This window comes from Actinacidiphila acidipaludis (assembly GCF_019890725.1).
Lineage (GTDB): Bacteria > Actinomycetota > Actinomycetes > Streptomycetales > Streptomycetaceae > Actinacidiphila > Actinacidiphila acidipaludis.
In genome coordinates, this window is record NZ_JAINZZ010000081.1 from 1 (window position 1) to 26,237 (window position 26,237).

Below are 26,237 nucleotides of genomic sequence, written 5' to 3' on the forward strand. Positions count from 1 at the left end.
GTGTCCGGGGGGCGCGGGTGCGCTGGGGGGAGGCGGACGGCGGGCGCGTGGGCGAGGCGGGGGCCACGGCCGTGCCGATGGCGGGGCCGGAACCGCCCGCCGGTGAGGCGGACGCGGTCGCGGACGGCGTGTCCTGGGTCGCGGTGGAACCGCCGGAACCGCAGCCGACGAGCCCGCCGAGGAGGACGGCTCCGGCCGCGGCGGCCGCCAGGAGGGGGCGGCGGGAGCGTGGCGTGGGGTTCACGCGGAGGCGGAGAGAGCGCACCGGCAGATGGTAGTGCGCCCGATGGGCCCGCGGTGTCCTGATCGGGCGCCGCGGGCCCGGTGGGTCGATCCGTGGCTCGGCTTGGGTCCGGGAACGGACTTCGGCCGTGGATCAGCCTTCGATCAACTCGGGATGCTCCACTGCTGGTTGGCACTGTCGTAGCAGGTCCAGATCTGCAGGCGGGTGCCGTTGGCCGAGCTGGGGCCGGTGGCGTCGAGGCACTTGCCCGAGGCGGGGTTGATCAGTTCGCCGTTGGACTGGTGCTGCCAGACCTGCGCGCCGGTGCCGTTGCAGTCGTAGAGCTGCACCTGGGTGCCGTTGGCGGTGCCGGCGGCCGTGATGTCCATGCACTTGCCGAGCGCCTGCAGGGTGCCGTTGGACGCCACCGTCCACTGCTGGGCGTTGGTGCCGTTGCAGTCGTAGAGCTGCACGGCCGCGCCGTTGGCGCTGCTGGCCCCGGCCACGTCCACGCACTTGCCGCCGTAGCCGCTGATCTGGCCGGTCTTGCCGGTACCGCCGCCGCCGGTGCTGCCGGTGGTGAGCTGGTTGAAGATCCGCGAGTAGGCGTAGCCCGCGGGCTTGTCGTAGTAGTCGACCTCCCAGAAGGCCAGCTCCTGGACGCCGTTGGAGGCGGCGAAGCTCTCCAGCGTCTGGGCGTCGGACTGCGAGAAGTACTCGTTGTCGTCGTTCTGGCCCGCGATCGGGGTCAGGCCGATGCGGTTGTACGCGGCGGAGGTGGAGATGCCGTACAGGCCCGCGAGTTGGCTCGCGGTGCCGCGGGCGGCGGACTCGGCGTCGGCCAGGGCGTTCTCGCCGTCGCCGAAGTCCATGGTCATGATGTTGACGGCGCTGACGTTGACGCCCTTGCTCTTGGCGTCGCTGAGCACGCCGTACTCCTGCGAGGGCAGGCCCCCGGGGTCGACGGCGAGGGTGTAGGCCACCTGCACGGACGGGTTCTGCGCCTGGAGCGCGGCGAGCGCCTGGTTGCGGCGCTGGTTGGCGGCGCTGTCGCCGAGGGTGCCGCCCTCGATGTCGAAGTCGAGGCGGGTGATGCCGTAGGTGTTGACGATGTTGGCGTAGGCGGCCGTGAGCGAGGACACCGAGGTGCAGGTCTGGGCGAGTTCGCCGCCCTCCGCTCCGCCGAAGGAGATGATCGCGGTGCCGCCGGCCGACTTCAGCGCGTTGATCTGCGACGTGTAGGCGCCGACCGAGTCGCCGCTGGCCTCCCACTGCGCGGTACAGCCGGACCGCGGGATGAGGAAGGCGAGCGTGTAGTACTTCAGGCCGGTGGCGTTCATGTCGGACGCCATGTCGTTGGCGGTGTTGCCGTCGATCTGCAGATAGGGCGCGGCGAAGTGGGCCGGGAGGGCCGTGGCCGCGTGGGCCTGACCCGTGGTGCCGAGGAAGGCCGCCGCGAGGGCGACGGCCGTCGTGGCGGCGGGGGCGATGCCGTTTCTGAAACGCATGGGGGGCTCCGTGTGAGGCCGGTGGGCGGGGAGTGTTTCAGGTGGCCGAGCAGAGCGGAGTCTGCGCGCGTTCATGACATGCCGTCAAGAGAAACGACAGGAAACCTTACTGATGGATCAAGCAGGGGTTCACCAGGGACAACCGGGAATCCCGAACTCGGGCCTCTGACCGGTGTGTTCGCAACTTGGAGGCGGCCAACAGCTGAGTGGCGGAGCACAACACCCTTGACTCCAGAAGGTAAAACTTCGGTCAGCTCGCACCGGCCCGGCTGCCGGGCCGGGCTCTGGTTCGAGCCCGCGTTGCCGACCCCGTCACCGTCGGGCCTCGGACGCCCCGTCGTCGGCCGTCGCGCTCGGGCCCGAAATGCGGAGCATGACACGTTTCAGAAACACTCCACGATCGGACGAACGACAGACGTGCCTGGTGGCGGCGTTCGCGGGCAGGCGACGCGGAAGGAGTGGGCTCCGCGAGACACGCGGGCAGCGCACCCGCAGGGACGAGCGAGGAGTGGTGGACGAGTGAACGGCGTACGAGTGACGACCACGGCCGAAGTCGCCAAGGAACTGGGCACGTACGGCGCCGAGCGGCAGGAGCAGATCCACGAGGCGCTGGACCGTCTCGCGGACGCCTCCGCGCTGGGCGTCGGGACACCGGACGGCGTCGGCCTGCGGGCGGAGGTGCTGCCGGGTCTCACCGCACACTGGGTCCTGCTGGCCCCGCCCGGCCTGGCCATCGTGTGGCAGGTGGCGGTGACCGACTGATCGCTCGCGGAGCCTTCGACCGAGAGCGGTGAGGCCCCGCCGGGGTGGCGGGGCCTCACTCTCATGGCCACGGTGACGCGCCCGTCGTGGCCGGCGCGTCACTCCGGCGGCGGATCCGGCGAGCTGCCCGCCTCGGACTGGAACGCGGGCGGGAACCGGGGATCGGCGACGATGAACGGCGTGAGCGCGGGGTCGGTGATCACCCGGAGCACGAGCTCGGGCTCGGACATCGAGAGGACCCCGGGCCAGTCGTACTCCCGCCGGGGCTCCCGCCACCCTGTCAGCGCCTGAAGGCGATCCAGCGGCTCTGCTCCCGCCGTTCCCCGAGCTCCCTCAGCCGCCGATTCGGCCCGCGGTTCCCGGCTCATGGGTGAGCCGCACCCAGGACCGCGAGGGCGAAGCGGTGCAGCGACTCCTCGGCGCCGTAGTCGAACCGTTTGAACGCCTTGCCGAGCGGGTTCCACACCCGCCCGTCGGGGGTGCGTGTCCCGAACGGCTGCCCGAACACGAGCCGTTGGGCCGCACCGAAGTCGACCCACTGGGCGCCCGCGCACCTCACCAGCACCTCACCCGTGTAAGCGCCGAACCGGAGCAGGGCTCCCGCGACCTTCTCCCGTGTCGCCTCCTGCCGGCGCGCACCGTCGATGACGCGGTCCACGAGCACGAGGCTGCGCACCGAGTAGTCGAGCCGGATCCCGCCGCGCGCCCCGCCCGCCCCACCGGCGAGCGCCACCGCTTCGGCCGCCCATCGCGGTCCCTCACCCCCGGCACTTCGGACCTGCCCGTTCTCCGCATTCCCCGTGCCCGCCGTCATGTGGTCCCCTCCCCAGTCCACCGCACGGACTCCCCCGGATCCGCGTGGGTCCCGCCCTCCCGCGGCACCCCTTTGTGAACCGCAGCAGCGCGCGAAAACGTCACACCCGGCCCGTGCGCCCCATCTGCCGCCGGATGATGTCGACCTCTTCTCAATGAGTTGTGCACAACTGAGTTGCGCGCTATCTTTTTCTCAGCGGTCGCAGCCGGGCCTCACAGCAGGCGGCGACCAGGCACCACCTCCGGTGAGCCGTTCACCGGGGGAACGTCGAGCACCACCTCACGACAGGGACGCGTCATGACCGAGAACACCCCGGCTTCCACCAGCTCCGCGCAGGCCACGGAGGGTGCGGCGACCGCCGGCCACGGCGGCGCCAAGCCGACCGTCGTCCTGGTGCACGGCGCGTTCGCCGGCTCCGACAGCTGGAACGGCGTCATCGCCCGGCTGCGGGACCGCGGCTACCGGGCCGTCGCCGCGGCCAACCCGCTGCGCGGTCCCGCCTCCGACGCGGCCTCGGTGCGCAGCCTCGTCGACCACCTCGAAGGCCCGGTCGTGCTCGTCGGCCACTCCTACGGCGGCTCCGTGATCAGCCAGGCCGCGGTCGGCGCCGAGAACGTCAAGGCCCTGGTCTACGTCGGCGCCTTCCTGCCGGAGCCCGGCGAGAGCGCCCTCGAGCTCACCGGCCGGTTCCCGGGCTCCACGCTGCCCGGGGCGCTGGACCCGGTCCCCTTCACCCAGACCGACGGCAGCACGGGCACCGACCTCTACATCCGCGCCGACGCCTACCACCACCAGTTCGCCGCGGACGTGCCCGCCGACGCGGCCGCGCTGATGGCCGCCACCCAGCGCCCGATCGCCCAGGCGGCCCTGGAGGAGAAGGCCACGGACGCGGCCTGGACGTCGATCCCGTCGTGGGACGTCGTGACCACCGAGGACCTCAACATCCCGGTGGCCGCCCAGCGGTTCATGGCCGAGCGGGCCGGCTCCCACGTCACCGAGGTCGACGCCTCGCACGCGGTCTCCGTCTCCCGGCCGGACGTCGTCGCCGAGGTGATCGAGCAGGCCGCCCGGCACATCGCCGGCTGACCCCCCCGGCGCCGGGCGGACCGCGGCTCGGTCCGCCCGGCCGGCGCACGGTCCGCTCCCGCCCTCCCCCGTCCCCCCGTCCCGACCTCTCCCAGGGCTCGACCATCCGTCGAACGCAACGGAACAGTAGGCTCGAACCATGTCCGATCTCGCTGCCGACCAGCCCGCCACCGGCGGGGACGACCCGCTGCGGCTGGCCCTGCACATCTGCTTCGCGCTGCAGAACACCTCGCGGGCCTTCAACGCGGTGTACCGCAGCGTCCTGCGCGAGACCGGGCTGACCTATCCGCAGTACCTGGTCATGCTGGCGCTCTGGGAGCACGGCGAGACCACGGTCAAGGGCCTCGGCGCCCTGCTGCGACTGGACTCGGGAACGCTTTCGCCGCTGCTGAAGCGGCTGGAGACGGCCGGCCTGATCACGCGGTCGCGCAGTGTCAGCGACGAGCGCTCGGTCGTCATCGGGCTCAGCGAGGCGGGCGAGGAGCTGCGCGAGCCCGCCCGGAAGATCCCGGCGGAGATCCAGGCGGCGGCCGGCCTGGACGCCGCGGACCTGCAGGCCCTCGACCGCATTCTGCGGCAGCTCACCCGGTCCCTCGACAGCGCGGCCGACTCCGCGGACTGAGAACCGCGTACTGAGAAGCGGGGTCAGGGAGCCGGAAACAGAGAACCGGGGACGGGCGACCGCGGACCGGGAAGCCGAGGACGGACCGGAGTCCCAGACCCGCGGGCAGTCCGGCGATCACCGGGCCGTAAGCCGGCGCTGGAGTTCCGTCGCGCGCTGGACGTCCAGGTCATGGGGGCCGTAGAGCGCCTCGGCCTGCGGGAGGTTGTCCTGGAGGAGACGGGCGGCCTGTCCGGTGTCACCGGCTTCGGAGAGCCGTTCGGCGTAGAGCACGCGGGCCTTGACGGTGAGGGGATGCGAGGCGCCGAGGAAACGTTCACGCCCGTCCAGGGCTTCGCGCATGAGGGCGAGTGCGGACATGTGGTCCCCGGCCTGCGATCGGGCCCAGCTGAGGACGAGTTTCGCGGAGTGCACGAGCGGGTGGCCCTCACCGTAGAGGTGGACGCGCGCCTGGAGGGCCCGTTCGGCGGCGGCGAGTTTGACGTCCTTGGGCGTGTCCGTGCGCAGCAGGCCGTAGGCGTAGTTGCTGTAGGCGATGGCGGTGACCACATGGTCGGCGCCGAGGCTGTGCTCGGCGTCGGCGATGGTGGCGGGCCCGTCGCGCAGGAACGTCTCCGTGCGGCCGGCATGGGCCAGGAACTCCAGCGCGTAGGCGCGGCTGCGCAGGGTCTCGGCATGATCGTTGCCCAGGGTGCGCCGCTGCCCGTCGATGGCCCGCCGGATCCACGTGAGGGACTCCTCGGAACGTCCCATCAGGAACAGCGTCGAACTCAGCGCCGCCGCGGTCTCCAGGGTCTCGTGCCGGCGCGTGCCCAGGGTGGCCGCCCGCCGGGCGTGCACGCGACGCAGGACGTGCTCGGCCGCGTGGTAGGCGCCGAGACGGCGGAGGTAGTCCCCCTGGTGGTGGCGGGCGGCCATGGTGTCGGGGTGGTCGGGGCCGCGGAGACGTTCCGAGACGTCGCCCGTGAGCGTGGCCAGTTCCACGGCGCCGCGGTAGTCCCCCGCCTCGCACACCAGTTGGGCCGTCCGTACGCCGAGCGCCGCGGCCTGCGGGCACGTCGCGGGGTCCACGTGGTGCAGGAGCGCCGCGACGTGCGGGACGAGGAGGCGCAGGCGCGGGAAGTCCGCGGGCGAGGCCTCGCCGGGAAGGGCCGCCCCCAGCAAGTGGACGGCGGTGCGCAGGTACTCGGGACGTTCGTCGGGTTCGATACCGGCGTGGACGCTCTCCAGGACGAGGCCGTGCACCTGGAGGCAGGGCGTCGTCCCCGCTTGCGGCGACGGCCCGGCGTAGGAGTGCGCGGACACCAGGGAGTTGTCGAGCAGCGCCCGCAGCGCCGTCTCGGCCCGGTCCCAGAAGCGCTCGCCCGTGGCGGGTTCGGCGTCGGGGGCCGGGTGGTGCCCGGACAGGACCGCACGGGGGACGGGTGCCTGGCTCCAGCAGGACAGCAGGCGGAGCAGGGTGGTGGCTTCCGGCAGTCCCCGGTCGTCCAGGTCGTCGAGCGTGATCTGCCAGGTCCAGGAGAGCCGCTGGCGCAGTTCCCCCTCGGTGGCGGGGGCGCCGGCGTCCTCGATGAAGGGAAGTTCGGCGCCCTGGTCGGCCAGCTCGGTGCCGTCGCGCTCGAAGCGCGCCCGGTAGTCGTTCAGGGACCAGGTCTCCAGCGCCTGGCGCTCCAGGTAGCTGCCCGCCAGCCGCAGCGCCAGGGGCAGGCGTCCGAGCCGGTTCGCCAGGTCGAGGGCGTCCTGCGGGGTGCCGCGGCCGGGAGCGAAGTCCGTGATGACCCGGGCCGCGTCCTCGGGCGGCAGGACGTCGAGCCGGTGGAGGGTGGCGTTCTGCCACTGGGGAGCGCGGGCCCGGCGTGTGGTGACCAGGACCGCGCCGGTGCGGCTGGACCGCAGCCAGCCGTCGAGGAGTTCGGGATGGTCGGCCTTGTCGATGACCAGCAGCCAGCGCTCGGCCCGGGCCAGGTGCCGCCACACCAGGTCGGCGGCGGCCATCCGCCCGTCGTGCGCGGCTTTCAAGTCGGCTGGCTCGGCGCCGAGTTCGGCGGCCACGGCGAGCATCCCGCGCCGCAGGCCCGCCCGGTCGGCGGCGACCACCCACAGGCCGGTCAGGCCGGCCGCCTCGGCGGCGCGGAAGATCTCGGCGGCCAGCGCGGTCTTGCCGCTGCCACCCATGCCGTGGAGCACGTGCGGCGTCCCCGGTATGTGGGCGGCCGCGGTCAGCGCGGCCCGGAGTTCCTCACGGCCGCGGAAGACCCGCGGCGGGCTTTCCACCCGGGGTGTGCGGACCGACTCCTGCCACAAATCGGTTTCGCGGTCCGACGAATGGGCGAACGGGTCGCCGGACGCGTGGGAATGGTCGCGATAAACGTGCCGCGGTCCGCCGTGCCGGAATGGTTCAGGTCCGGCTTCCGATACGGATTCCGGATCGGCGGCGGCCCGGCCGTCGAGGTGCCGGGATGCCGAGCCGGACGGGTGCGACGCCGAACCGGAGGGGCCGGTGGCGTCGGCGGCCCGGCCGTGGCGCAGCCGGCGTGCGAGCGTCGTCGCCCCCGTGCGTGCGCGCTGCCACACGGCGGTGACCGTCAGAGTGACCAGCGTCGTGCCCGCCGTGACGGCCACCGTGGCCAGCGCCGCGTCCATCACTGCCTCACAGTCATCACGACATCTCACCAACCACAGGAGTCTAGACGCCTTTTGCCTCCTCGCGCGGGGGTTCTGGCCGATATGCGACCGCGGCTCTTGCCGGTCGTCACGGGCACTGGCTCCATGGCCGTAATCCCCGACGGCCCCTCTCCCTACCTGGAGGATTCCGTGTCCGAATCGACATTCGACGGCGCATTCTGGTTCAAGGCGACGGGAAGCGGTGAAGCCGGCTGCGTCGAGGTCGCCGTCACCCCCACCGTGATCGGTGTCCGCGACACCAAGGACAACGGCAACGGTCCCATTCTCAGTTTCGGCCGGCAGGCGTGGACGTCGTTCGTCCAGGACCTGCACCACGACGATTTCGTTCCCGAGTGGCTGTCTCTCTGAGGTCCGGCTCCCGCGCGGTCGACCCGGCCGCCGCGCGGGACGCCGCTCCCCTCACCCCCCTGCTCGCCGCAGCCGGTGTCTCCGTCACGGGGGACGGCGCCTTCCAGGTGGCCACCCCCCTCCTCGCCGCGTCGCTCACCCGCGACCCGCTCGCCGTCTCCACGGTGACCGCCGCCTTCTACCTGCCCTGGCTGATCGCCGGACTGCCCGCCGGAGCGCTGGCCGACCGGTGGCCGCGCCGCCGGGTCATGCTCGCCGCCGACCTCGTGCGGGCCTGCCTCGTGGGCCTGCTCGCCCTCCTCGTCGCCACCGGACACGCCGGCCTGCTCGTGCTGGTGACGGTCGTTCTGCTCACCGGCATCGCCGGCTGCTTCTTCGACGCGTCCTCGCAGGCGGTCATCCCGATCCTGGCCGGACGCGACAAGGAGGTGCTGACCAAGGTCAACGGACGCTACTGGTCCATCGACACCGTCGGCCGCTCGCTGCTGGGACCGTCCAGCGGCTCCCTGGCCTTCGCCGCCGGGCGCTCGCTCCCGTTCGCCGGCGACGCGCTCTCCTTCGCCGCCTCCGCGCTGTGCATCAGCCGCCTGCCGAAAATGCCGGCCGCCGGAACGCCACAGCCGCTGCTCAGCGCGATCCGCGAGGGCCTCACGCACCTGCGGCGCACCCGGCAGCTGCGGGAACTGGCCGCGACCATGGCCGCCTACAACTTCGCCTACAACATCGCGATGGCGACCTTCGTCCTCTACGTCACCGGCCCCCTGCACATCGCCGACTCCGGCTACGGCATCCTGCTCGCCCTCGGCGCCCTCGGCGGCATCGCCACCGGCTGGCGGGCCGCCTCCATCACCCGCAACCTCGACCACCGGCAGACGATGACGCTCGCCACCTCGCTGCAGGCGCTCGCCTGGCTCGGCATCGCCACCGTCCACGAGCCCATCGCCATCGCAGGGTTCCTGGGGCTCATCGGCGCCGCCTCGACCTTGATGAGCGTCGCCGCCAGCTCCGCCCGCGCGGCCCTGACCCCCGACCATCTGCTCGGCCGCGTCGTGTCCGCCTTCCGCCTCTTCGGCATCGGAGCCGCGGGGCTGGGCGCGCTCGCCGGCGGCCTCACCGCCCGGCAGAGCGACCTGCGCACGCCCCTGTGGGCCGCCGTCGCACTCCTCGTCCTCACCGTGGTGGCCCACCGCCCCTGGCGCCGTACCGCGCCCTCGGCGCTCAAACAGCGGCGTGCCGCCGCACCGCAATAGTCGGCGACGACTTCGAACTCCGCGTCGATTCGGCCAATTTCGAAAGCAATGTGTCAGCAGTGCGGCGAATGACGGAAGTTGACCCCGTGCAACATGGGCATATTCGAAAGTGACATGCCCGGAGCAACCGAAGGGTGACATATCCGGCCACACCGGGAAGAAAACGGAATTCCCCTGCGAAATAGCGGGGGCGGCTCATTATGCCGCACTGCGAGAATCGCGGCGGGCATTCCACTTGTCCGGCGCCGGCTTCCCGGCGTGATGAACGCTCGGCGTCGGACGCGCTCCGGACTTCTCAGCGTGACCTCCGCACCGCGGAGTTCTGGCGTTTGCCTGGTTTCGGCACCGCCAAAGCCCGGGACACGCGCGCGCGTCGGCCCGGGGTGCGATGGGGTGTGCCTACTGGAACGGGTGATGCCGGACCGACGATCGGTCCGGCCCACACCGAAGGAGGTGGGCGCCATGGCCGACAGCACCATGAACTCCGACGCCCCTCTGCCGTACGTCAACGTCACCGGCAGCCCGTACAGCATCGACATCACCATGTCCCCGACCACGGTCAGCGCGCTGGCCAACGGCCGCTACCAGCTCTTCATGTTCAAGGCGGTGCAGAGCGCGGTCGGCGGCGGCAAGCCGACCGTGTGGTCCGCCACCAGCCGGTACTCGGCGCTGACGAAGATCAACTGGACCGAGCAGTACTACGCGTACGCCTCGACCCAGGAGATCCGCAACGGCGTGAACTTCATGGGCAGCGACACCGCCCAGATCAACCTCGGCCAGTTCCTCGACGTCTCCGCGAACGCGCTGGTGTCCGTGAGCAACGGCGGCACCCCGCAGGGCATCACGGCCCGGAACCTCACCACGACGCCGTTCACCACGGGCCTGGCACAGCCCGGCCCTGGCGGCAGCGAGCCGGCGCCCGTCTGCGCGTTCCCGCTCTACGGGAAGAACATGGACCTGATGATCCCGCTGCAGAAGGTGGCGCTGGTCTTCGCCGCCGCGCCGCTGGAGCAGGGCATGGTCATCGAGAGCTCCATCGGCCCGGCCGTTCTCGTCGACCTGACCACGCAGAACGCGGCCACGCTGCAGTACGACATCAACAAGGGCTGGTCCTGGACCGGCAACGTGGCCTCCGACATCCCGGCGGACCAGTTCGTCCAGACACTGATCGTGCCCACCACCGACAGCGCGGACAGCCCCGCCTCGGCGTTCGCCACCGAGCCCGTACGGTCCATCGGCATCTGGACGCCGTCGTCCGCGCGCTGGTACCACCCGATCAACCTCATCGCGACGTCGGAGTCGGGCTTCACCGACGCCAACTCGCTGGCCTGCCGCCTGACACCGGTCGCGGACAACGCGCCCCCGGTCGTCAGGGGAGGCATCTACCTGGCCACCTACCGCAACGCGGACAACACCTCCGAGATGTGGCAGGTCAAGTGCACGTACGTGCCCGGCTCGCCGGACAACCCGTACGACTTCGCGAAGATCCAGCGGGCCGACGACCTCTGAGCAGGGCGGCTCCGCGGGCTCCCGGCCGTGCGTGGCGGCACGGCCGGGAGGCCGGACGGAGCGGCGGGCGGACGGAGCGGCGGCCGGACGGCCGCAGGAAGCCTGGCCGAGCGAGGGGTGGGGGCCGCCGGACAGGTGACGGCGAGGCGGGGGCGAGGGCAACGGGGAGGGTGGCATGGAGCGGACGGCACCGGCACGGCTCACCGCGACGGCGGCTGCTGAACCGACAGCCGCGGCACGCCCACAGCCGGGGGCGGCTCTGGCCACCAGGCGGGCCGCGGCCACCGCGCCCGTGCCTCGCGGTGCCGCCGTCGTGGAGCCGGCCACCAGGGCAGGCGCCGGCGCCGGTGCGCCGGACCGGGACGCCGCCGCCGACCCGCCCTACGAGATCTCCCTGACCATTCCTCCGGCGACCGTCAGGGAACTGGGCGCCGGCGGCCACCGGTTGTGTCTGATGCACGCCGTCCGCTGTGACACGGCCGACGGTGTGCCGCTGGTCTGGGCGATCGGTGGTGCGTACGGCCCGGCCACGACCCTCACATGGACCGCGTCGTTGTGCGGATACGCCGCGACCGGCCGGAATGCGAACGGCTCACCCGATGGAGGGTGGGACATGCGGCCGGTCGCCCTCGGCCAGGTGCTCGACGTCGCGGACAACGCGCTGACCTCCGTCAACCCGGCATCGGGCGACCCCCGTCATGTCACCGTCCGGAGCACCGCGGCGACCCCGCAGGCGTGCGGTGCCGCCCAGCGGGCCCCCGACCGGTTCGGCCCGGAACTCCCCGCGCCCTACTGCTCCTTCCCGCTCCACCGCGGCACGTTCGTCCTCCTGGCCCCGATGCCACGCGTGGCCCTGGCCTTCACCGCCCTTCCCCTCGTGGCCGGGACGGCGGTGCGCCACCCGCCGGGCCCGACCGTCCTCGTCGAGGTCGAGGCGGGCGACCGCGTCCCCTTGGCGTACGACATCGATGCCGGGTGGTCCTCGCCGGACGCCCGTGTCACCTCCGTCCCTCTGGATGGGCTGACGCGGGCGCTGGTCGTCCCGACCGGATGACGGCGGTTTCGGCGAGCCTTGCCGGTCGCCGGGCCGCGGCTCCGCCGTGACGTCTCCGCGGAACCGGGTTGCCGAGCCGACGAGTTCCCGGCCGGAGGGCCCGGCGATGTAACCGTCGGGCACCGGCCGGACGTCACCCGCATCACGAGCTTCACCCAGGCGCACGACCCGCAGACGCACGACTCGCAGGCGCACGACAGCGGCAAGCACCGCAGCAAGGGAGGTCTCCATGACGGCGCGGAGCCCACACGGCACCCATCGCGCGCAGGACGGGCCGGAAGGCCGGGACGCACCCGCAGCAGCCATGGCGCCCGGCGGCCCGGAGGTGCGGGGCGGCCACGAGCCGTACGCCCGCACGGACCCGCCGCACATCACGCCGCGCACCTCGCACGATATGTTTACGCCGTCCGCGTCCCCTCAACCGTACGGGCGGGGACGCGAGCACCCCGCGGACATCGAATTCCCGGTTCGGGAGGGGGCGTTCCGCTCCCGGACGACAACCTCCGGTCCCGGCGTTCCCGGAGGCGGTCCCGGCGTTCCCGGAGTCCCGGCGGCCGGCCCGGCACCGTCGGCGCGGCCGGCGCGGCGGCACAAGGCGGACGGTGGCGAGCGGGCCGCCGATCCCTTCGATCCGTCGTGGGTCGCGACCGGACTGCGTTCCCTCGCCGAACGCGCCCTGGGATGCGATCGCAGTGGCATCGACCTCCCGGCTGCCGCAGCCGAGCACACGGGCAGGGGCCACCCCGGCTGCCGCTCCGGGTTCGGCAGCCGCGACGAGCCCGCCCTCGGTGACATGCCGGCCGGCTCACCGGACGCCTCGGGCCGTTCGGCCGGCGACCTGCTCCTGGAGGTGTTGTGGCCGTGGGCGCTGCGGACCGCCCGTACCCAGGCCGCGCGGTTGCCGCCGGGGGCGGACCGGGACGGCTTCCAGGGCCAGATCCTCTGGGAGGTCTATCAGGCGGTCCGCCGCATCGACTGGCAGCGGTACGACGTCTGGCCCGCGCTGCTCAAGGCCCGGCTCCGGGCCGCCTGGAGCGCGGCCGCCCGCGCGGAGGACCCCCTCACACGCGGCGAACGCCAGGCCCGCACGGCGTACTTGGCACAGGTCGAGGCCGAGACGCAGCGGCTGGGCCGGACACTCACCTCAGCCGAGCGGTACGCCATCGCGCGGCATGTGCGTCCAGGAGGCGGCACCGCGCCGGTGGTGCTGGGCCGCCGCCTGCTCTCGTCGGCCGGACCGGACGATCCGGCCGCCGTCCTCCAGGCCGCCACCGGGACCGCCGCCGCGTCGGACGACGACCCCGCCGTGCTCCTCCAGCGTGCCTGGCTGCGCCGGTCCGTGCGGATCTGGATCACGCACGACCTGCCCCCGGACCTGCGCCGCGAGGTCTTCGCCCTGCTGGAACGCGACGAGGCCGACCACATCGGCCAGGCCCTCCTCCGCCGCCTCGCGGCATACGCCCCGGCACTGCACCGACGTATCGACGGCTGACACGGACGGGAGGCCGGAAGACGTCGGATGCCGTGCTCCGGAACTCCCCCGGCGGCCCTCCCCGGAGGTCGATGCTCTGGGGGCGCCGCCGGAAATCCTCAAACCCGGATTACCTCTTCCGCGTGGAATGCCTCAACCCGCGCGGTGAAACCCGTCCCCCGGCAGGATTGACCCGCGCCACCCGGAAGCACCACGCAAGCATGATCGACATCACGCTCGCGCTCTTCGACCGCGCCTGGACGCCGACCCTGGTCACCGACTCCGCCGCGGTCGTCCAGGAGGCCAATCCGGCGACGGCCCGTCTCACCGGCCGCCCCGCCGAGAGTCTGACGGGCGCGCCCCTGCACAGGTTGCTCCCGCCCAAGGCCTGTACGCAGCTCGAAGCCCGCCGGACCGCTCGCCCGGACGGCTACGCGGACACGATCACGGCCGTGCACCGCCCCGACGGCCGGCGCGTGCCGGTGCGCGCGGTGACCTGGCCGGCCGGACCGCCCGGCACGTGCGTGATCTGCTGCCTGTTCCCGCTGGCGGCCGCTCCGGTGCCGGCCCAGCAGGCCGCCGTCCCGAATCCCCCGTCCCTCACCGCCGCCGAGACGCGCATCGTCGAGGCGCTGGCCGTCGGCCTGACGAACGTCGAACTGGGCCGGGAACTGCACCTGTCGCGGCAGGGCCTGGACTACCACATCGACCGGCTGCGGCGCAGGTTCGCCGCCCGCAGCCGGGCGGCCCTCGTCGCCCGCGCGTATGTGACCGGGCTGCTCGACCCCGCAACCTGGCCACCCCGTGCAAGGGCTCCGCACGAGTGAACTCCCGTGCGCCGCCTTCTCCGACGCGACGGGTCAGGCCCCGGCCCGGGGCGGCGGACACGGCAGGGGTGCCGTCCGCCCGGCGTGCGGGCTGGCAGGATGACGGCATGGAACGTGTACTGGGAATCGGTGGGTACTTCCTGCGGGCCGCTGACCCGGCGGCCCTGGGTGCCTGGTACCGCGACTGCCTGGGCCTGGACGCCGACGAGCACGGCTTGTGGCACCCGGACGCCGGGCCGACGGTGTTCGCCGCCTTCGAGTCCGGGACCGACTACTTCGGGTCCCCCGGCCAGCAGACCATGCTCAACTTCCGTGTCCGCGACCTGGACGCGATGCTCGCGCAACTGCGCGCCAGGGGCGCGGACGTGGCCGGTGAGACGCAGGACATGGCCGGCGTCGGCCGGTTCGGCTGGGTCACCGACCCGGAGGGCAACCGGATCGAACTGTGGCAGCCCGCCTGACCGGGGGAAGGCTGCGGGCGTGCCCTACGCCGCGAACCGCCCGCAGAGCCAATTGCCGGGCTCGGACGGATCGTTGCTGGTCCAGAACTGCCGCCACAGCAGGGCGAACTCGTCACGGCTGAGATAGCCGTCCCCGTTGGGGTCGAGCACGTCGAAGACACCCGTCATGTCGACGGTCTGCCCGTTCCACGTCTCGACGAGCCGGCGGTGCTCCTCGGGGGAGATGCGGCCGTCGCTGTTGGTGTCGATGGCGTCGAAGACGACGTTCGCCGTCGCGGTGACGTCCCCGACCATGCCCGGCAGCCTGTCGACGACGGTGAGCAGCTCGCCCATGTCGACCGCGCCGTCCCCGTCAGCGTCCCCCACCTCCAGCAGGACCGCCCACCAGCCCATCATCAAGTCCTCGACCCGCGCCCGGAGTTCGGTCCCCGGGTCGACGCCCGGCAGCCTGCTCCAGCGGGCGGTCAGCGCCCGGAAGTCCTCCTCCCGCAGATAACCGTCCCCGTCCACGTCGAAGGCGTCGAACATCCCCCTGAGCTTGCTCTCCTGGAATGCGCTGGCCATCTGCCCCTCCCTGCGTGCCGCACCGCACCATGACCACCCGGCGACCACCCGCGTACGGGGAGTAGCCACCCACCTGCAACCTTAGGGCGGGACACCCCGGATCCCCCACGGGCACATGTGCGCGAACGATCACCCGCAAGGGATCACCACGAGCGGCCCGCACCGGCGCCGGCGGCTGTTTCCCGGTCGGGCTGCCGGATCCCGGCTGCCGGCGGTCAGGAGGCCAGGGAGGTCATCAGGTGACGCATCGCCGTGGTCATCGCCGGGCGGAAGCGGGTCAGATCGGGGGCCGGCTGCGGTGGGCTGCCGCCGCCATCGGGTTCGGTGCCCGGGGTGTTCCAGCGGCTGTAGGCGTTGACCTGGAGAGTGAGCACCGCGCCGCCGCTCAGCACCGCCAGTGACTGGTGGGACGGCAGGGGCTCGACGAAGTAGGCCTCGTCCCCCACTCCCGACACGGGATGCACCTGGTCGGCGCTCGCGGAGTCGCCGCCGGCCCCGACGGCCAGGATCGCGCTCGCGTTCGTACGGCGGGACGGCACGTTCGAGACCCGGGCGTGGCGGGGGTTCTCGAACTCGGCGCGCGGATCGGTACGTTTGTGGAGTTCCACGCTGACGGTGACGGTGTAGTCGGTCGCCCATCCGTGCCCTGGCGGCTCCGTGGCGTTCAGCACGCACGACACGGTGTCCAGGGCCGGCCCGCTGCTCAGCGTGGCGTCGGACGCGGTGAAGTCGTTCCCGCTCAGGGCGGTCGTGAGAGCGTTCAGCGCGGCGCCGTCGCACGGGTTGCCGGCGAGGTGGTAGCCGTGGAGGTCGGGAGCCGTGCCGCCGGAGACGTGGAGGGCCGCCGCCCACACCGCGGAGGCCACCGCGATGCCGCCGGCCGCCCAGAGCCACGGACGGGCTCGCCGCGTGCCCCCGTCCCCGGCGGCGCCGCCGTCCGCATCGCTCAGCAGTTCCCCGGGCGGCTCGTTCCCCGCCACATCCGACATCTCCGGCTCACCGATCACTGCGGCTCCCCCCCTGGCCTGGTCCCCTCACTGTAGGGCCCGCCGGCGGCACCACGTCCGAATACCACGCTGTGGACAACACCGCGCAAATGGCACCGTCACTCCTGAACTGGCCGAGGGGCGGGAGGGCTTGGTGAAGAGGTTTTTCGGACGGGTGCGGATGGCCGAACCCCGGGTGTCGGAGGCCGAACGCGAGTTGTTCGGCGGGCCGTTGCGTTACGACATGGGCTGGTCCCACCACGAACACGCCACGCTCGACCTGACCATGATGTCCGCGCTGCGGTCCATGCCGAAGCTGGTCGGGGCGACCTTGCGCATCGCGTGGAACGCCGACCGCCGCGCTCTGGTCGCGGTGGCGATCAGCGAGATCGGGCAGGGCGCCGCGGCGGCCGTCGGGCTGCTCGCCATCAACGCCGTGATGCACGCGCTGCTCGGCGGCACGGGCACGGCGGGTCACCGGCTGCACGCGCTGGTGCCCGGTCTGCTGGCCGCCGCCGGTGTCGCCGTCGTCAACTCGGCGCTCGCGGGCTGGTCGACGTCCCGGGCCGGCCGCCTGGAACCCCTGGTCGAGCGCATCGCGACCACCCAGTATCTGGCCGCGGCCGCCATGGTCGAGCTGGAGGCCATCGACGATCCCGACTTCCGCCGGCTCGTGGACGTCGCCCAGTACGGCCCGGCCTCCGCCCGGCGCATGATCAGTGCCTGCGTCGCGGCGCTGAACGGTGTGATCTCGCTGATCACCACCGCGGGGGTGCTCACCGTGCTGCACCCGCTGCTGCTGCCCATGCTGATCCTCATCGCCGCCCCGCGCGGCTGGGGGGCGATGCGCGTGGCGCAGGAACGCTACGTGTCGGTGATGAGCTGGCTGGAACACGTCCGGGCCGGCCGTCTGATCGGCAATCTGCTCACCGAGCGCAGCGCCGCCCAGGAGTTGCGCGTGCACGGCGTCGGGCCCTTTCTGCTCAGCCGCTACGCGAGCATGGCCGAGAGCGCGGAGGCCGAGGCGGAACGGCTGGCCTCCAGCAAGGCCCTCACCGAATGGGTGGCCGCCGCCCTGTCCGGCCTGGCCATGGCGACGACCTACGGGACCATGTTCTGGCTGATCGCCAGCGGGCACATGTCCCTGGCCGTCGCGGGGACCGCCGTCATCGCGGTCCGTTCGGGATCGGCGAGCCTCGGCGCGCTGGTGATGAACGTCAACCAGCTCCACGAGGAGTCCCTGTACGTCCGCGACCACGGCCGCTTTCTGGTCCAGGCCGCGCAGCGGGCCATTCCGGACGGGGGCGCGGCACTCCCGGACGAGGTGCGGGAGATCGTGCTCGACCGCGTCACCTACCGCTACCCCGACCGCGAGAGCGCGGCTCTGGACGCGGTGTCGCTCACCCTGCCGATGGGTTCGGTGACCGCTGTGGTCGGCGAGAACGGCTCGGGCAAGAGCACTCTGATGAAGCTCCTGTCCGGCCTGCTGCTCCCCCAGGAAGGCACCTTGTGCTGGGGCGACGCGGAGATCACCGGGCTCGACCGCGCGCAGGTCTTCGAGCGCGTCACCCTGCTCACGCAGGACTTCCAGCGCTGGCCCGTGACCGCCGGCATGAACATCCGCATCGGCCGTCCCACGCACGCCGCCGGATCGAACGCCGGGCCGGACGGCCTGCAGGCGTCCGTCGACTACGCCGGTGCGGGTCCCATCGTCGCCAAACTGCCCGACGGGCTGCGGACGTTGCTGGCCCGCGTGTTCCGCGGCGCCATCGAACTGTCGGGCGGCGAGTGGCAGAAGCTGGGCCTGGCCCGCACCCACTGGCGCAGCGCGACCTCACGGGCGGACGGCGTCCTCATCGTCGACGAACCCACCTCGGCCCTCGACCCGCAGGCCGAGATCGCCGCGTTCGAGCGGATCCGCCGCCTCGTCGCCCCCAACCGTGCCGTCGTGCTGGTCACCCACCGGATGTCCGGCGTCCGCCACTCCGACCGCATCTTCGTCCTGCACCAGGGCCGGCTGGCCGAACACGGCACCCACGACGAGCTGATGGCCGCCGGCGGACGCTACGCCGCGATGTTCGACGCCCAGGCCGCCCAGTACGCGCCCGCGCCGGCCGCCAGCGTCCCGCCGCCACCGCACGGCGCCGGGCCGGCCTGCGGCGCACCGGCCGCCGCCCTGGTGCCGACCGAGGACGGCGACGCGGTGTTCGACGTCAGCCCGTGACGCCGGAGGGCCACGCCCCCAAGGTAGGGGGGCGCCAGTGTGCCGCGGACAGGCCGGGGAGTCAGGGCCTGACGACGATCGAGTGGACGGCCTTGTCGGCGAAGGTCTGGCGCTTGTCGTCCCACAGCGGCCACAGGTAGCCGAGCAAGCAGGCGCTCGCGTCCAGGATGTGCGCGAACCGCCGCCAGAAGGCACGCCGGAAACCCAGGAACCCGCCGTCCGCCTCGCGCACCGTCCTGGTGCCGACGACCATCTTGCCGGGCGTCTGGCCCCGGGTGCCCTCGACCTGGGCGATGGCCGCCCAGACGATCAGGCCGATCGTGGGGGCGACCGGACCGGCGAGGAAGTACCGCACCGTGTACGTCGGTACGGCGACGATCGCGTTGTCGATCAGCGCGGAGAGCACCCGCCAGCCCCAGTGCGCCGGTCGCGGCCCGTTCCCCGGTGCCGGGCCCGGGGCCTCGAGGTCCTGCGGGCCGTCGCCGGGGCTCGCGGGCCCGGCGGTCCCCACGGAGGGGGGCGGCGGGGCGTACCGGACCGGCGGACCGGGCGTTCCCAAGGTGTCCGAGGCAGGGGAATGCTGACCGTCGTTTCCGGGATTCCCCCCCGGAGTACCGCCGTACGGTGGCTGGTTCTCGCTCATGGCGGTGAGTAAAGCAGGTCACATGACCAGCGGAAAAACCGCTCGCGGAGGCGTCAGGCCCGACTGCCTCCCGCCGCGTCCGCGGCGGTCCGCGCGGGGTCGTCGACGCGGGACAGGGCCGCCGCGCCGTCGTGGAAGGCGCGGCGGACGGCGCTGATGCCGTCGCCGGTTCGTGCGGGGTGGACGCGGTTCGTCAGGAGGACGGCGTAGCGGGCGGTCGCGGGATCGATCCAGATGCTGGTGCCGGTGAAGCCGGTGTGCCCGTACGAGTCCGGGCCGAAGGACTGGCCGACGGGCGAGTCCGCGGGGTCCTGGCCCTGCCAGGCGAGGCAGCGGCGCAGGCCCAGCCCCTCGGTGTGGACGGCGGTCATCGTGGCGAAGGTGGTGGGGCGGAGCAGTTCCCGGGCGCCGCCGGCCAGGGACCTGCCCAGGCGTTCCATGTCGGCGAGCGGGGCGAACAGGCCCGCGTGGCCGCCCGCTCCGCCGAGCACCGCCGCGTTCTCGTCGTGGACCTCTCCGGTGACGACCCGGCCGCGCCAGGGGCAGTCCTCGGTGGCCACCGCGCGCCGCCGGGCCTGGTCGTCCGGCCGGAATCCGGTGGCCGCCATGCCGAGCGGTTCGCACACCAGCCGCCGTACCAGGTCCTCCAGCCGCTCCCCCGCGGCGGCCTCCGCGATCAGGCCCAGGATGATGAATCCCTGCGAGGAGTACTGGACACGGGTGTCCGGTGCCGCGGTCAGCGGCAGCAGGCGGACCGCGTCCAGGAGCGCGGCGCGCGTGGGGTGTTCGCGGTAGAGCGGGACCTGGCCCGGGATGCCCGAGGTGTGGGCCAGGAGCTGTCGCACCGTCAGGCCGGCCTTGTCGCCGTCGCGGTACTCCGGCAGGTGGTCGCCGACGGTGTCGGTCAGCCGCAGGGCGCCCCGGTCGGCCAGGGCCATCACCGCGAGGCCCACCACCGGTTTGGTCACCGAGGCGAGGTCCCACAGGTCGCTTCCGTCCAGCGCCTCGCCGTCCCAGCTCCGGGTGCCGGTCCAGCCGCGGTCCAGGGTGGCGGCGTCATCGCCCACCGACCACGCCGCCGCCGAGTAGATCCCGCGGTCCCGTCCGGCTCGGAGCAGGTCGCCGAGGGGGCTCACGCCCGCTCCCCGTACCGCTGCCCCGCCGTCCGGCCCGCCACGCCGAGGGCCGGGGCGCGTCCGCCGAGGCCGGCGGAGACGGCACGCGCGGCCGCCCGCACCATAGGGCCGAACAGCCGCACGCTCTCCTCGTCGAGGGTGAAGGTCAGCCCGGAGATGCCGACCGCGCCGGCCACGTGTCCTGCCCGGTCGAGGACCGGGGCGGCCACCGAGCGCACGTCCGGTTCGCCGTACCCGTCGTCGACCGCGTAGCCGACTTCGGCGGCTTCCTGGAGTACCGCCCGGATCGCGGCGGCGTCGCCGAGCGGGTGTCCGTCGCAGGCGTCCGGCGGCAGGGCGTCCAGCACCTCGGCGCACTCGTGCGGGGGCAGCGCGGAGAGCATGGCGAGTCCGACTCCGCTCAGGTGCAGGGGCGTGCGGCCGCCGGGCGGCACGCCCATCCGGAACTCCGGCGGCGCCTCGGACTGCTCCAGGTGTACCGCGTCGTCCCCGTGCCGTACCGCGTAGTGCGCGAACTGGCCGGTGCGGCGGTGCAGTTCGGCCAGGACGGGGCGGGCCAGCCGCAGGTCCTGGTCGTCGTGGAGGGCGGCGGCGGCAAGGCCGAGCAGCCGTGGACCCACCTGGTAGCGGCCGCCGTCGAGGGGCTGGGCGAAGCCGAACTCGGCCATGGTCTGCAGGTGGCGGTGGACGGTCGGTTTGGTCAGGCCGGTGCGCTGCGCGAGGTCGCCGAGCCGATGGGGGCCGCCGGGTTCGACGAGTGCTTCGAGCACCTCCATCGCCTTGTCGATCGGGCCCTTGGGGCGGCCCTGCTCGCTGAACGGAGTGTTGACCGTCTTCGCCATGTCGCTTAGCTTAGCGCATCATCATTCCATCTGCCGGAACGGATGTGCTGCTCAATGGAACGACGACTCCGTCTGGGGAGGCGTGTGGACCCCGGTCGTCCGGCCCGCCGCGACATCCTGCGGCTCGGCGGCCTGCTGCTCCCGGCCGTCGCGGCCCCGGCCCTGCTCACCGGGTGCGGCACCAGCCCCGCCAGCAGTGCGGGAAACGTGCTGCGGGTGTCCCAGCCCGGTGACCCCAAGACCATGGACCCGCACAAACAGGGCGACATGACCTCCATGAACGCCCTGATCAACATGTTCGACACGCTCACCACCCGCGGGCAGGACAACCTTCTGCACCCGCGGCTCGCCCTCTCCTGGGCGGCACGCGGCGCGACGACCTGGCGCTTCACCCTGCGTCCCGGTGTCACGTTCCACAACGGCGAACCCTGCGACGCCTCGGCGGTCAAGTTCAGCATCGAACGCGTCCTGGACCCGGCCACCAAGTCACCGATCGTCGAGCTGCGGTACGTCAAGGACGTGACCGTCGTCGACCGGCTCACCGTGGACGTGCACACGACCGTGCACGACCCGATCCTCCCCGACAAGCTCTCGCTCTTCGGCGGAGTGATCGTCCCGCCGCGCTACCTGGCCCGCGTCGGGGACGCGGGGTTCGCCGAACACCCCGTCGGCACCGGGCCGTTCACCTTCGTCCGCTGGCAGCGCGACCACGAGCTGCGCATGCGCGCCTTCGCCGGCCACTGGCAGGGGCGGCCGCACGTCGACGGGCTGGTGTTCATGCCGCAGCCCAACCCCTCGTCCTCACTTGCGGCCCTGCAGAGCGGCCAGGTCGACCTGGCGGCGGGCCTCACCCCGGACGCGGCCCAGCAGCTGGACGGCTACGGCGGCGTCAGACTCGACGGCTTCACCGGCATCAGGACCTCGTACCTCTCGCTCAACACCCTCGACCACGGGCCCCTCGAGGACCGCCGGGTGCGGCAGGCGCTCAACCACGCCGTGGACGTGCCGCTGCTCATCAAGGCGGTGCTCGGCGGCAAGGCCACCGAGGTGCCCGCGATGATCCCCCGCGGCGCCTTCGGCTTCGACCCGTCGCTCAGACCGTTCACGCGGTCGGTGGACACCGCCCGCAGCCTCCTCGCGGAGGCCGGGTACCCGCACGGCTTCTCGACCTCGCTGACGGCCTCCAACGTCGACTCCAACGTCGCGGAGGCGATCTCCGGCCTGCTGTCGCGGGCCGGCGTGCACGCCAGGGTCGAGCTCCTGGACCCCGGCACCTACGCCGACCGGCTCACCTCCGACGACCACGGCGCGCTGGGACCGATGTACCTGGCCGCGAGCACCGTCTGGACGCTTGACGGGGAGAGCATGCTCCAGTCCAACGTCCGCAGCGACCGCCGCCAGAGCAGGTGGCACGACAAGGACGCGGACCACCTCATCGACGTCGAGGAACTCTCCGGCGATCCCGCCGAGCGCCGACGCGCCTTTGCCGACCTGCAGCGGCTGATCCAGCAGGAGGCGCCCTTCGTCCCCCTCTACCAGATCGACAACATCTACGCCCGCAACGACCGCCCCCGCTGGAAGCCGGGACCCGCCGGCGTCCTGGCCATGCAGAGTGCGGAGATCTCCCGATGAGCGACCTCACCCTCCGGCCGCCGCGCACGGCGGGGACGGCCCGGCCCCGGCCGGGCTCCCGCGCCGGACTGCTGCGCGCGGTCCTGGTACGGCTCGGCACGGCGCTACTCGTGCTGCTGTGCACCGCGACCGTGTCCTTCTTCCTCGTCCGGCTCTCCGGCGACCCGGTCAAGGTGCTGCTCCCGCCGGACGCCACCGCCGCGCAGGAGCACGCGCTGCGCGCCAGTCTCGGCCTCGACCGGCCGCTGATCTCGCAGTACCTCGACTTCCTGTGGGGCCTGCTCCACTTCGACTTCGGCACCTCGATCACCTACAACGAGCCCGTCCGCCAGGTGCTCGCCGACCGGCTGCCGGCCACCCTGGAACTCGCCGCGGCGGCCCTGGTGGTGACCCTCGTCATCGCCCTGCCCGCCGGCATCGTGGCGGCCATGCGCCGCGGGCGTGCCTCGGACCGCGGCATCATGACCGGCGTCCTGCTGGGGCAGTCCACCCCGCCCTTCTGGGTGGGCATCCTGCTCATCCTGGTGTTCGCCGTCGGGCTGCACGCCCTGCCCGCCTCCGGGTACGGCACCTTCGCCAACCTCGTGCTGCCCGCCGTCACCCTGTCCGTCTACTCCGTCGCGGTCGTCGCGCGGCTGCTGCGTTCGTCGCTCATCGACGTGCTGACGTCCGACCACATCCGCACCGCCCGCGCCAAGGGCTTCGGGCCGGTGAAGACGGTCCTCACGCACGGCCTGCGCAACGCGTCGCTGCCGGTGGTCACCGTCATCGGTCTGGAGGTCGGCAGCCTACTGGGCGGCGCGATCCTCACCGAGCGGGTCTTCTCCTGGCCGGGAGTCGGCCAGTTGACCATCGAGGCCATCTCCAACCGCGACTTCCCGCTGGTCCAGGCGACCGTGCTGTTCTTCGCGGCCACCTTCGTCGTGGTCAACCTGCTGGTCGACCTCTCCTACAGCCTCCTCGACCCGAGAGTGAGGACCTCCCGATGACGCTGACATCACCGGCCGCGCCCGCCGCGGCCCCCGCCCGCCCGGCGGCGCGCGGCAGGCGCCCGGCCGTCCCGGCCGCGCTGCTGCGCAACCGGCTCGCCGCGGTTGCGCTCGCCGTGCTGGCCGTCCTCCTGGTCGCCGCGGTCTTCGCCCCGCTGCTCGCACCCGACGACCCGAACGCGCAGGACCTCCTGATGCGGCTGAAGCCGCCCGCCTGGCAGCACGGGGGCAGCGCCGCCCACCTGCTGGGCACCGACCAGCTCGGCCGCGACATGCTCTCCCGGGTCGTCTACGGCACCCGCGTCTCGCTCCTGGTCGGCGCCGGAGCCGCGCTGCTCGCCGGCGTGATCGGCACCGTGATCGGCCTGGCCGCCGGCTACTTCGGGGGCTGGCCCGACCGCGTGCTGATGCGGCTCGCGGACGTGCAGCTCGCCTTCCCGTCGATCCTGCTGGCGCTGGCCATCGTCGGCTTCTTCGGGTCCGGCCTGTGGTACGTGATCCTCGTCCTCGGCATCACCGGCTGGGTCTCGTACGCCCGCGTGGTCCGCTCGGAGGTGATGTCGCTGCGCTCGCGCGACTTCGTCACCGAGGCCCGCGCGATCGGCGTCACGGACGTCGCCATCATGCGCCGCCATCTGCTGCCCAACGTGATGGCGCCGCTGGCCACCATCGGAACGCTGCACGTCGCCGCCGCGATCGTCGCCGAGGCGTCACTGAGCTATCTGGGACTGGGCGTTCCGAAGGAGACCGTCACCTGGGGGTCGATGCTCGCCGACGGCCAGCTCTACCTCGGCACCTCGTGGTGGGTCGCGGTCTTCCCCGGTATCGCCCTGATGCTCACCTCGCTCGCCGTCAACATCACCGGCGACGCCCTGCGGGATGTCGCGGACCCGAAGGCGTACCGCCGATGACCACGGACAGGCAGATGACCAGCGACCAACCCCGCACCGCCGGCGCACCCGTGACCGCGGGCCCGCCCACGACCGAGCCGGTGCTGGAGATCGACGGCCTGAACGTCGACTTCCGCCTGGACACCACCACCGTGCACGCCGTCCGCGGCGTCAGCCTGCGCCTGGCGCAGGGCGAGACGCTCGCCGTCGTCGGCGAGTCGGGAAGCGGCAAGACGGCCACCGCGCTGTCCGTGCTGCGGCTCAACCCTCAGCCCCCGTGCGTCTACGCGGGCGGCCGGATCCTCTTCGAGGGCCGTGACCTGCTCACCGTTCCCGACAAGGAACTCGGCCGGATCCGCGGCAGCGACATCGCCATGGTCTTCCAGGACCCGATGACCAGCCTCGACCCGCTGCGCCGGGTCGGCGTCCAGGTCGCCGAAGTCCTGCGCCACCACCAGGGACTGTCCCGGGCGGCGGCCCGCGCGGCCGCCCTGGAGGCACTGGACGAGGTGGGGGTTCCCGACCCCGAGCGCCGGTTCCGGCAGTACCCGCACGAGCTGTCCGGCGGCCTCCGCCAGCGCGTGATGATCGCCGGCGCCCTCGTGGGCCGGCCGCGCGTGCTCATCGCCGACGAGCCGACCACCGCCCTGGACGTCACCGTTCAGCGGCAGATCCTCGACCTGCTCGTGTCCCTCCAGCAACGGCACGGCATGGCCGTCCTGCTGATCACCCACGACCTCGGCGTGGTCGCGGAGACCGCGGACCGGGTGGCCGTCATGCACCAGGGCCGGGTCGTGGAGACCGGCGACGTGCTCGACGTCTTCGAGCGTCCGGCCGACGACTACACCCGCCGGCTGCTGGCCGCCACCCCCCGATTGGAGCTGGCATGACGACCGAGACGGGCACCGCGCCCGGCACCCGCCGTCCTCTTCTGGAACTGAGCGGGCTGCGCAAGGAGTTCGGCGGCCGGCACGGCAGTGTCGCGGTGGACGGCGTGTCCCTGACGGTCGGCGAGGGCGAGACGCTCGCGCTGGTCGGCGAGTCGGGCTGCGGCAAGACCACGCTGACCCGGCTGCTGCTGCGGCTGGAGGAACCCACCGCGGGCAGTGTGCGGTTCGACGGGCAGGACCTCGCGGCCCTCGCCCCCGCCGAACTGCGGCGACTGCGCCGCCAGGTGCAGGTCGTCCTGCAGGACCCCTACTCCAGCATGAACCCGCGATTGACGATCTCCGGCATCGTGGCCGAGCCGATGGTCACCCACGATCCGGCGGCCCGCGGCCGGCGCGGCAGGCGGTACGTCCGCGAACGCGTGGGCGAGCTGCTGGAGTCGGTCGGCCTGGACGCCGGCATCCAGGACCGCTATCCGCACGAGTTCTCCGGCGGGCAGCGGCAGCGCGTCTCCATAGCGCGCGCCCTGGCCGTCGAGCCCCGGCTGATCGTGCTCGACGAGCCGACCAGCGCGCTGGACGTGTCCGTGCAGGCCCGGGTCCTCGATCTGCTCGCGGAGCTCCAGCAGCGGCGGAACCTGACGTACTTCCTCGTCTCCCACAACCTCGCCGTCGTGCAGCAGGTGGCCGACCGCATCGCGGTGATGCGGCAGGGCCGGCTGGTCGAGGTCGGTGAGGCGGCCCAGGTGCTGCGCCACCCCCGGCACGCCTACACCCGGCAGCTGCTGGACGCCGTGCCCGATCCGCGCCGCAGCCGCCGCCGC

25 protein-coding genes and 1 pseudogene are annotated in these 26,237 nt (G+C 72.9%); 16 read left to right on the forward strand and 10 right to left on the reverse strand.

Annotation, left to right across the window (positions count from 1 at the left end; genetic code table 11):
• Positions 1–265 (reverse strand): annotated as a pseudogene (locus K7862_RS34200) (hypothetical protein); the annotation flags it as partial.
• A 122-nt stretch (positions 266–387) separates the two neighbouring features.
• A complete protein-coding gene (locus tag K7862_RS34205) occupies positions 388–1,731 on the reverse strand; it encodes a ricin-type beta-trefoil lectin domain protein (RefSeq protein ID WP_222969153.1) in 1,344 nt (447 codons plus the stop codon).
• Between the two features lie 519 nt (positions 1,732–2,250).
• Between K7862_RS34205 and K7862_RS34210 the strand changes: the two genes are divergently transcribed.
• Positions 2,251–2,493 (forward strand): hypothetical protein, encoded by a 243-nt coding sequence (locus K7862_RS34210; RefSeq protein WP_222969154.1) that lies wholly within the window; start codon positions 2,251–2,253, stop codon positions 2,491–2,493.
• A 98-nt stretch (positions 2,494–2,591) separates the two neighbouring features.
• Here K7862_RS34210 and K7862_RS38025 read toward each other — a convergent pair whose 3' ends face one another.
• Positions 2,592–2,723 (reverse strand): hypothetical protein, encoded by a 132-nt coding sequence (locus K7862_RS38025; protein WP_262414238.1) that lies wholly within the window; start codon positions 2,721–2,723, stop codon positions 2,592–2,594.
• Between the two features lie 134 nt (positions 2,724–2,857).
• A complete protein-coding gene (locus tag K7862_RS34215) occupies positions 2,858–3,307 on the reverse strand; it encodes a hypothetical protein (RefSeq protein WP_222969156.1) in 450 nt (149 codons plus the stop codon).
• A gap of 297 nt (positions 3,308–3,604) precedes the next feature.
• On the opposite strand from K7862_RS34215, the gene K7862_RS34220 reads away from it, so the two are divergent.
• Both K7862_RS34220 and K7862_RS34225 read left to right on the forward strand, forming a co-directional pair.
• A complete protein-coding gene (locus K7862_RS34220; RefSeq protein ID WP_222969158.1) occupies positions 3,605–4,393 on the forward strand; it encodes an alpha/beta fold hydrolase in 789 nt (262 codons plus the stop codon).
• Between the two features lie 139 nt (positions 4,394–4,532).
• Positions 4,533–5,015 (forward strand): MarR family winged helix-turn-helix transcriptional regulator, encoded by a 483-nt coding sequence (locus tag K7862_RS34225; protein ID WP_222969160.1) that lies wholly within the window; start codon positions 4,533–4,535, stop codon positions 5,013–5,015.
• A 117-nt stretch (positions 5,016–5,132) separates the two neighbouring features.
• On the opposite strand, the gene K7862_RS34230 is transcribed toward K7862_RS34225, so the two are convergent.
• Positions 5,133–7,658 carry a tetratricopeptide repeat protein gene (locus K7862_RS34230; RefSeq protein WP_222969162.1) on the reverse strand — a complete coding sequence of 842 codons (2,526 nt, stop codon included), beginning with the start codon at positions 7,656–7,658 and terminating at the stop codon, positions 5,133–5,135.
• A 126-nt stretch (positions 7,659–7,784) separates the two neighbouring features.
• Between K7862_RS34230 and K7862_RS34235 the strand changes: the two genes are divergently transcribed.
• The 7 genes from K7862_RS34235 (at position 7,785) to K7862_RS34265 (ending at position 14,620) form a co-directional block, all read left to right on the forward strand.
• Complete coding sequence (locus K7862_RS34235) at positions 7,785–8,048, forward strand: DUF397 domain-containing protein (protein WP_222969164.1); 264 nt, start codon at positions 7,785–7,787, stop codon at positions 8,046–8,048.
• The gene (locus tag K7862_RS34240) at positions 8,033–9,298 is read left to right on the forward strand and encodes an MFS transporter (RefSeq protein ID WP_222969166.1); all 1,266 of its coding nucleotides are present in this window, start codon (positions 8,033–8,035) and stop codon (positions 9,296–9,298) included. Before K7862_RS34235 ends, K7862_RS34240 begins: the two co-directional genes overlap by 16 nt.
• 462 nt (positions 9,299–9,760) lie before the next feature.
• A complete protein-coding gene (locus K7862_RS34245) occupies positions 9,761–10,807 on the forward strand; it encodes a hypothetical protein (RefSeq protein ID WP_222969168.1) in 1,047 nt (348 codons plus the stop codon).
• Positions 10,808–10,982: 175 nt separating this feature from the next.
• A complete protein-coding gene (locus K7862_RS34250; protein WP_222969170.1) occupies positions 10,983–11,861 on the forward strand; it encodes a hypothetical protein in 879 nt (292 codons plus the stop codon).
• 793 nt (positions 11,862–12,654) lie between these two features.
• Positions 12,655–13,353, forward strand: coding sequence for a hypothetical protein (locus K7862_RS34255; protein WP_222969172.1), 699 nt, complete (start codon positions 12,655–12,657; stop codon positions 13,351–13,353).
• Positions 13,354–13,553: 200 nt separating this feature from the next.
• Positions 13,554–14,159: a LuxR C-terminal-related transcriptional regulator gene (locus K7862_RS34260; RefSeq protein WP_222969174.1), complete on the forward strand. Its 606-nt coding sequence runs from the start codon at positions 13,554–13,556 to the stop codon at positions 14,157–14,159.
• Between the two features lie 107 nt (positions 14,160–14,266).
• Positions 14,267–14,620, forward strand: coding sequence for a VOC family protein (locus K7862_RS34265; RefSeq protein ID WP_222969176.1), 354 nt, complete (start codon positions 14,267–14,269; stop codon positions 14,618–14,620).
• A gap of 24 nt (positions 14,621–14,644) precedes the next feature.
• Here K7862_RS34265 and K7862_RS34270 read toward each other — a convergent pair whose 3' ends face one another.
• Entirely contained in the window at positions 14,645–15,184 is a 540-nt protein-coding gene (locus tag K7862_RS34270) for an EF-hand domain-containing protein (protein ID WP_222969177.1), read from the reverse strand.
• Between the two features lie 215 nt (positions 15,185–15,399).
• Complete coding sequence (locus K7862_RS34275; protein WP_222969179.1) at positions 15,400–16,191, reverse strand: hypothetical protein; 792 nt, start codon at positions 16,189–16,191, stop codon at positions 15,400–15,402.
• Positions 16,192–16,324: 133 nt separating this feature from the next.
• Between K7862_RS34275 and K7862_RS34280 the strand changes: the two genes are divergently transcribed.
• Positions 16,325–18,394 (forward strand): ATP-binding cassette domain-containing protein, encoded by a 2,070-nt coding sequence (locus K7862_RS34280; protein WP_372461722.1) that lies wholly within the window; start codon positions 16,325–16,327, stop codon positions 18,392–18,394.
• A gap of 61 nt (positions 18,395–18,455) precedes the next feature.
• Here the strand turns inward: K7862_RS34280 and K7862_RS34285 are convergent, their stop codons facing one another.
• The 3 genes from K7862_RS34285 to K7862_RS34295 form a co-directional block, all read right to left on the reverse strand.
• Positions 18,456–18,905 carry an RDD family protein gene (locus tag K7862_RS34285; protein WP_222969181.1) on the reverse strand — a complete coding sequence of 150 codons (450 nt, stop codon included), beginning with the start codon at positions 18,903–18,905 and terminating at the stop codon, positions 18,456–18,458.
• A 185-nt stretch (positions 18,906–19,090) separates the two neighbouring features.
• A complete protein-coding gene (locus K7862_RS34290) occupies positions 19,091–20,173 on the reverse strand; it encodes a serine hydrolase domain-containing protein (RefSeq protein ID WP_222969183.1) in 1,083 nt (360 codons plus the stop codon).
• Complete coding sequence (locus K7862_RS34295) at positions 20,170–21,015, reverse strand: IclR family transcriptional regulator (protein ID WP_222969185.1); 846 nt, start codon at positions 21,013–21,015, stop codon at positions 20,170–20,172. The genes K7862_RS34290 and K7862_RS34295 overlap by 4 nt, the downstream gene beginning before the upstream one ends.
• A gap of 54 nt (positions 21,016–21,069) precedes the next feature.
• Between K7862_RS34295 and K7862_RS34300 the strand changes: the two genes are divergently transcribed.
• From K7862_RS34300 to K7862_RS34320, 5 genes are all read left to right on the forward strand, one after another.
• Positions 21,070–22,647 (forward strand): ABC transporter substrate-binding protein, encoded by a 1,578-nt coding sequence (locus tag K7862_RS34300; protein WP_222969186.1) that lies wholly within the window; start codon positions 21,070–21,072, stop codon positions 22,645–22,647.
• Entirely contained in the window at positions 22,644–23,636 is a 993-nt protein-coding gene (locus K7862_RS34305) for an ABC transporter permease (RefSeq protein ID WP_222969188.1), read from the forward strand. Before K7862_RS34300 ends, K7862_RS34305 begins: the two co-directional genes overlap by 4 nt.
• The gene (locus K7862_RS34310) at positions 23,633–24,547 is read left to right on the forward strand and encodes an ABC transporter permease (protein WP_222969190.1); all 915 of its coding nucleotides are present in this window, start codon (positions 23,633–23,635) and stop codon (positions 24,545–24,547) included. Before K7862_RS34305 ends, K7862_RS34310 begins: the two co-directional genes overlap by 4 nt.
• On the forward strand, positions 24,544–25,416 hold the full coding sequence (locus K7862_RS34315) for an ATP-binding cassette domain-containing protein (RefSeq protein WP_372461723.1): 873 nt from the start codon (positions 24,544–24,546) through the stop codon (positions 25,414–25,416). The genes K7862_RS34310 and K7862_RS34315 overlap by 4 nt, the downstream gene beginning before the upstream one ends.
• On the forward strand, positions 25,413–26,237 hold an 825-nt coding region (locus tag K7862_RS34320), incomplete at its 3' end, for an ATP-binding cassette domain-containing protein (protein WP_222969191.1). The genes K7862_RS34315 and K7862_RS34320, both read left to right, overlap by 4 nt.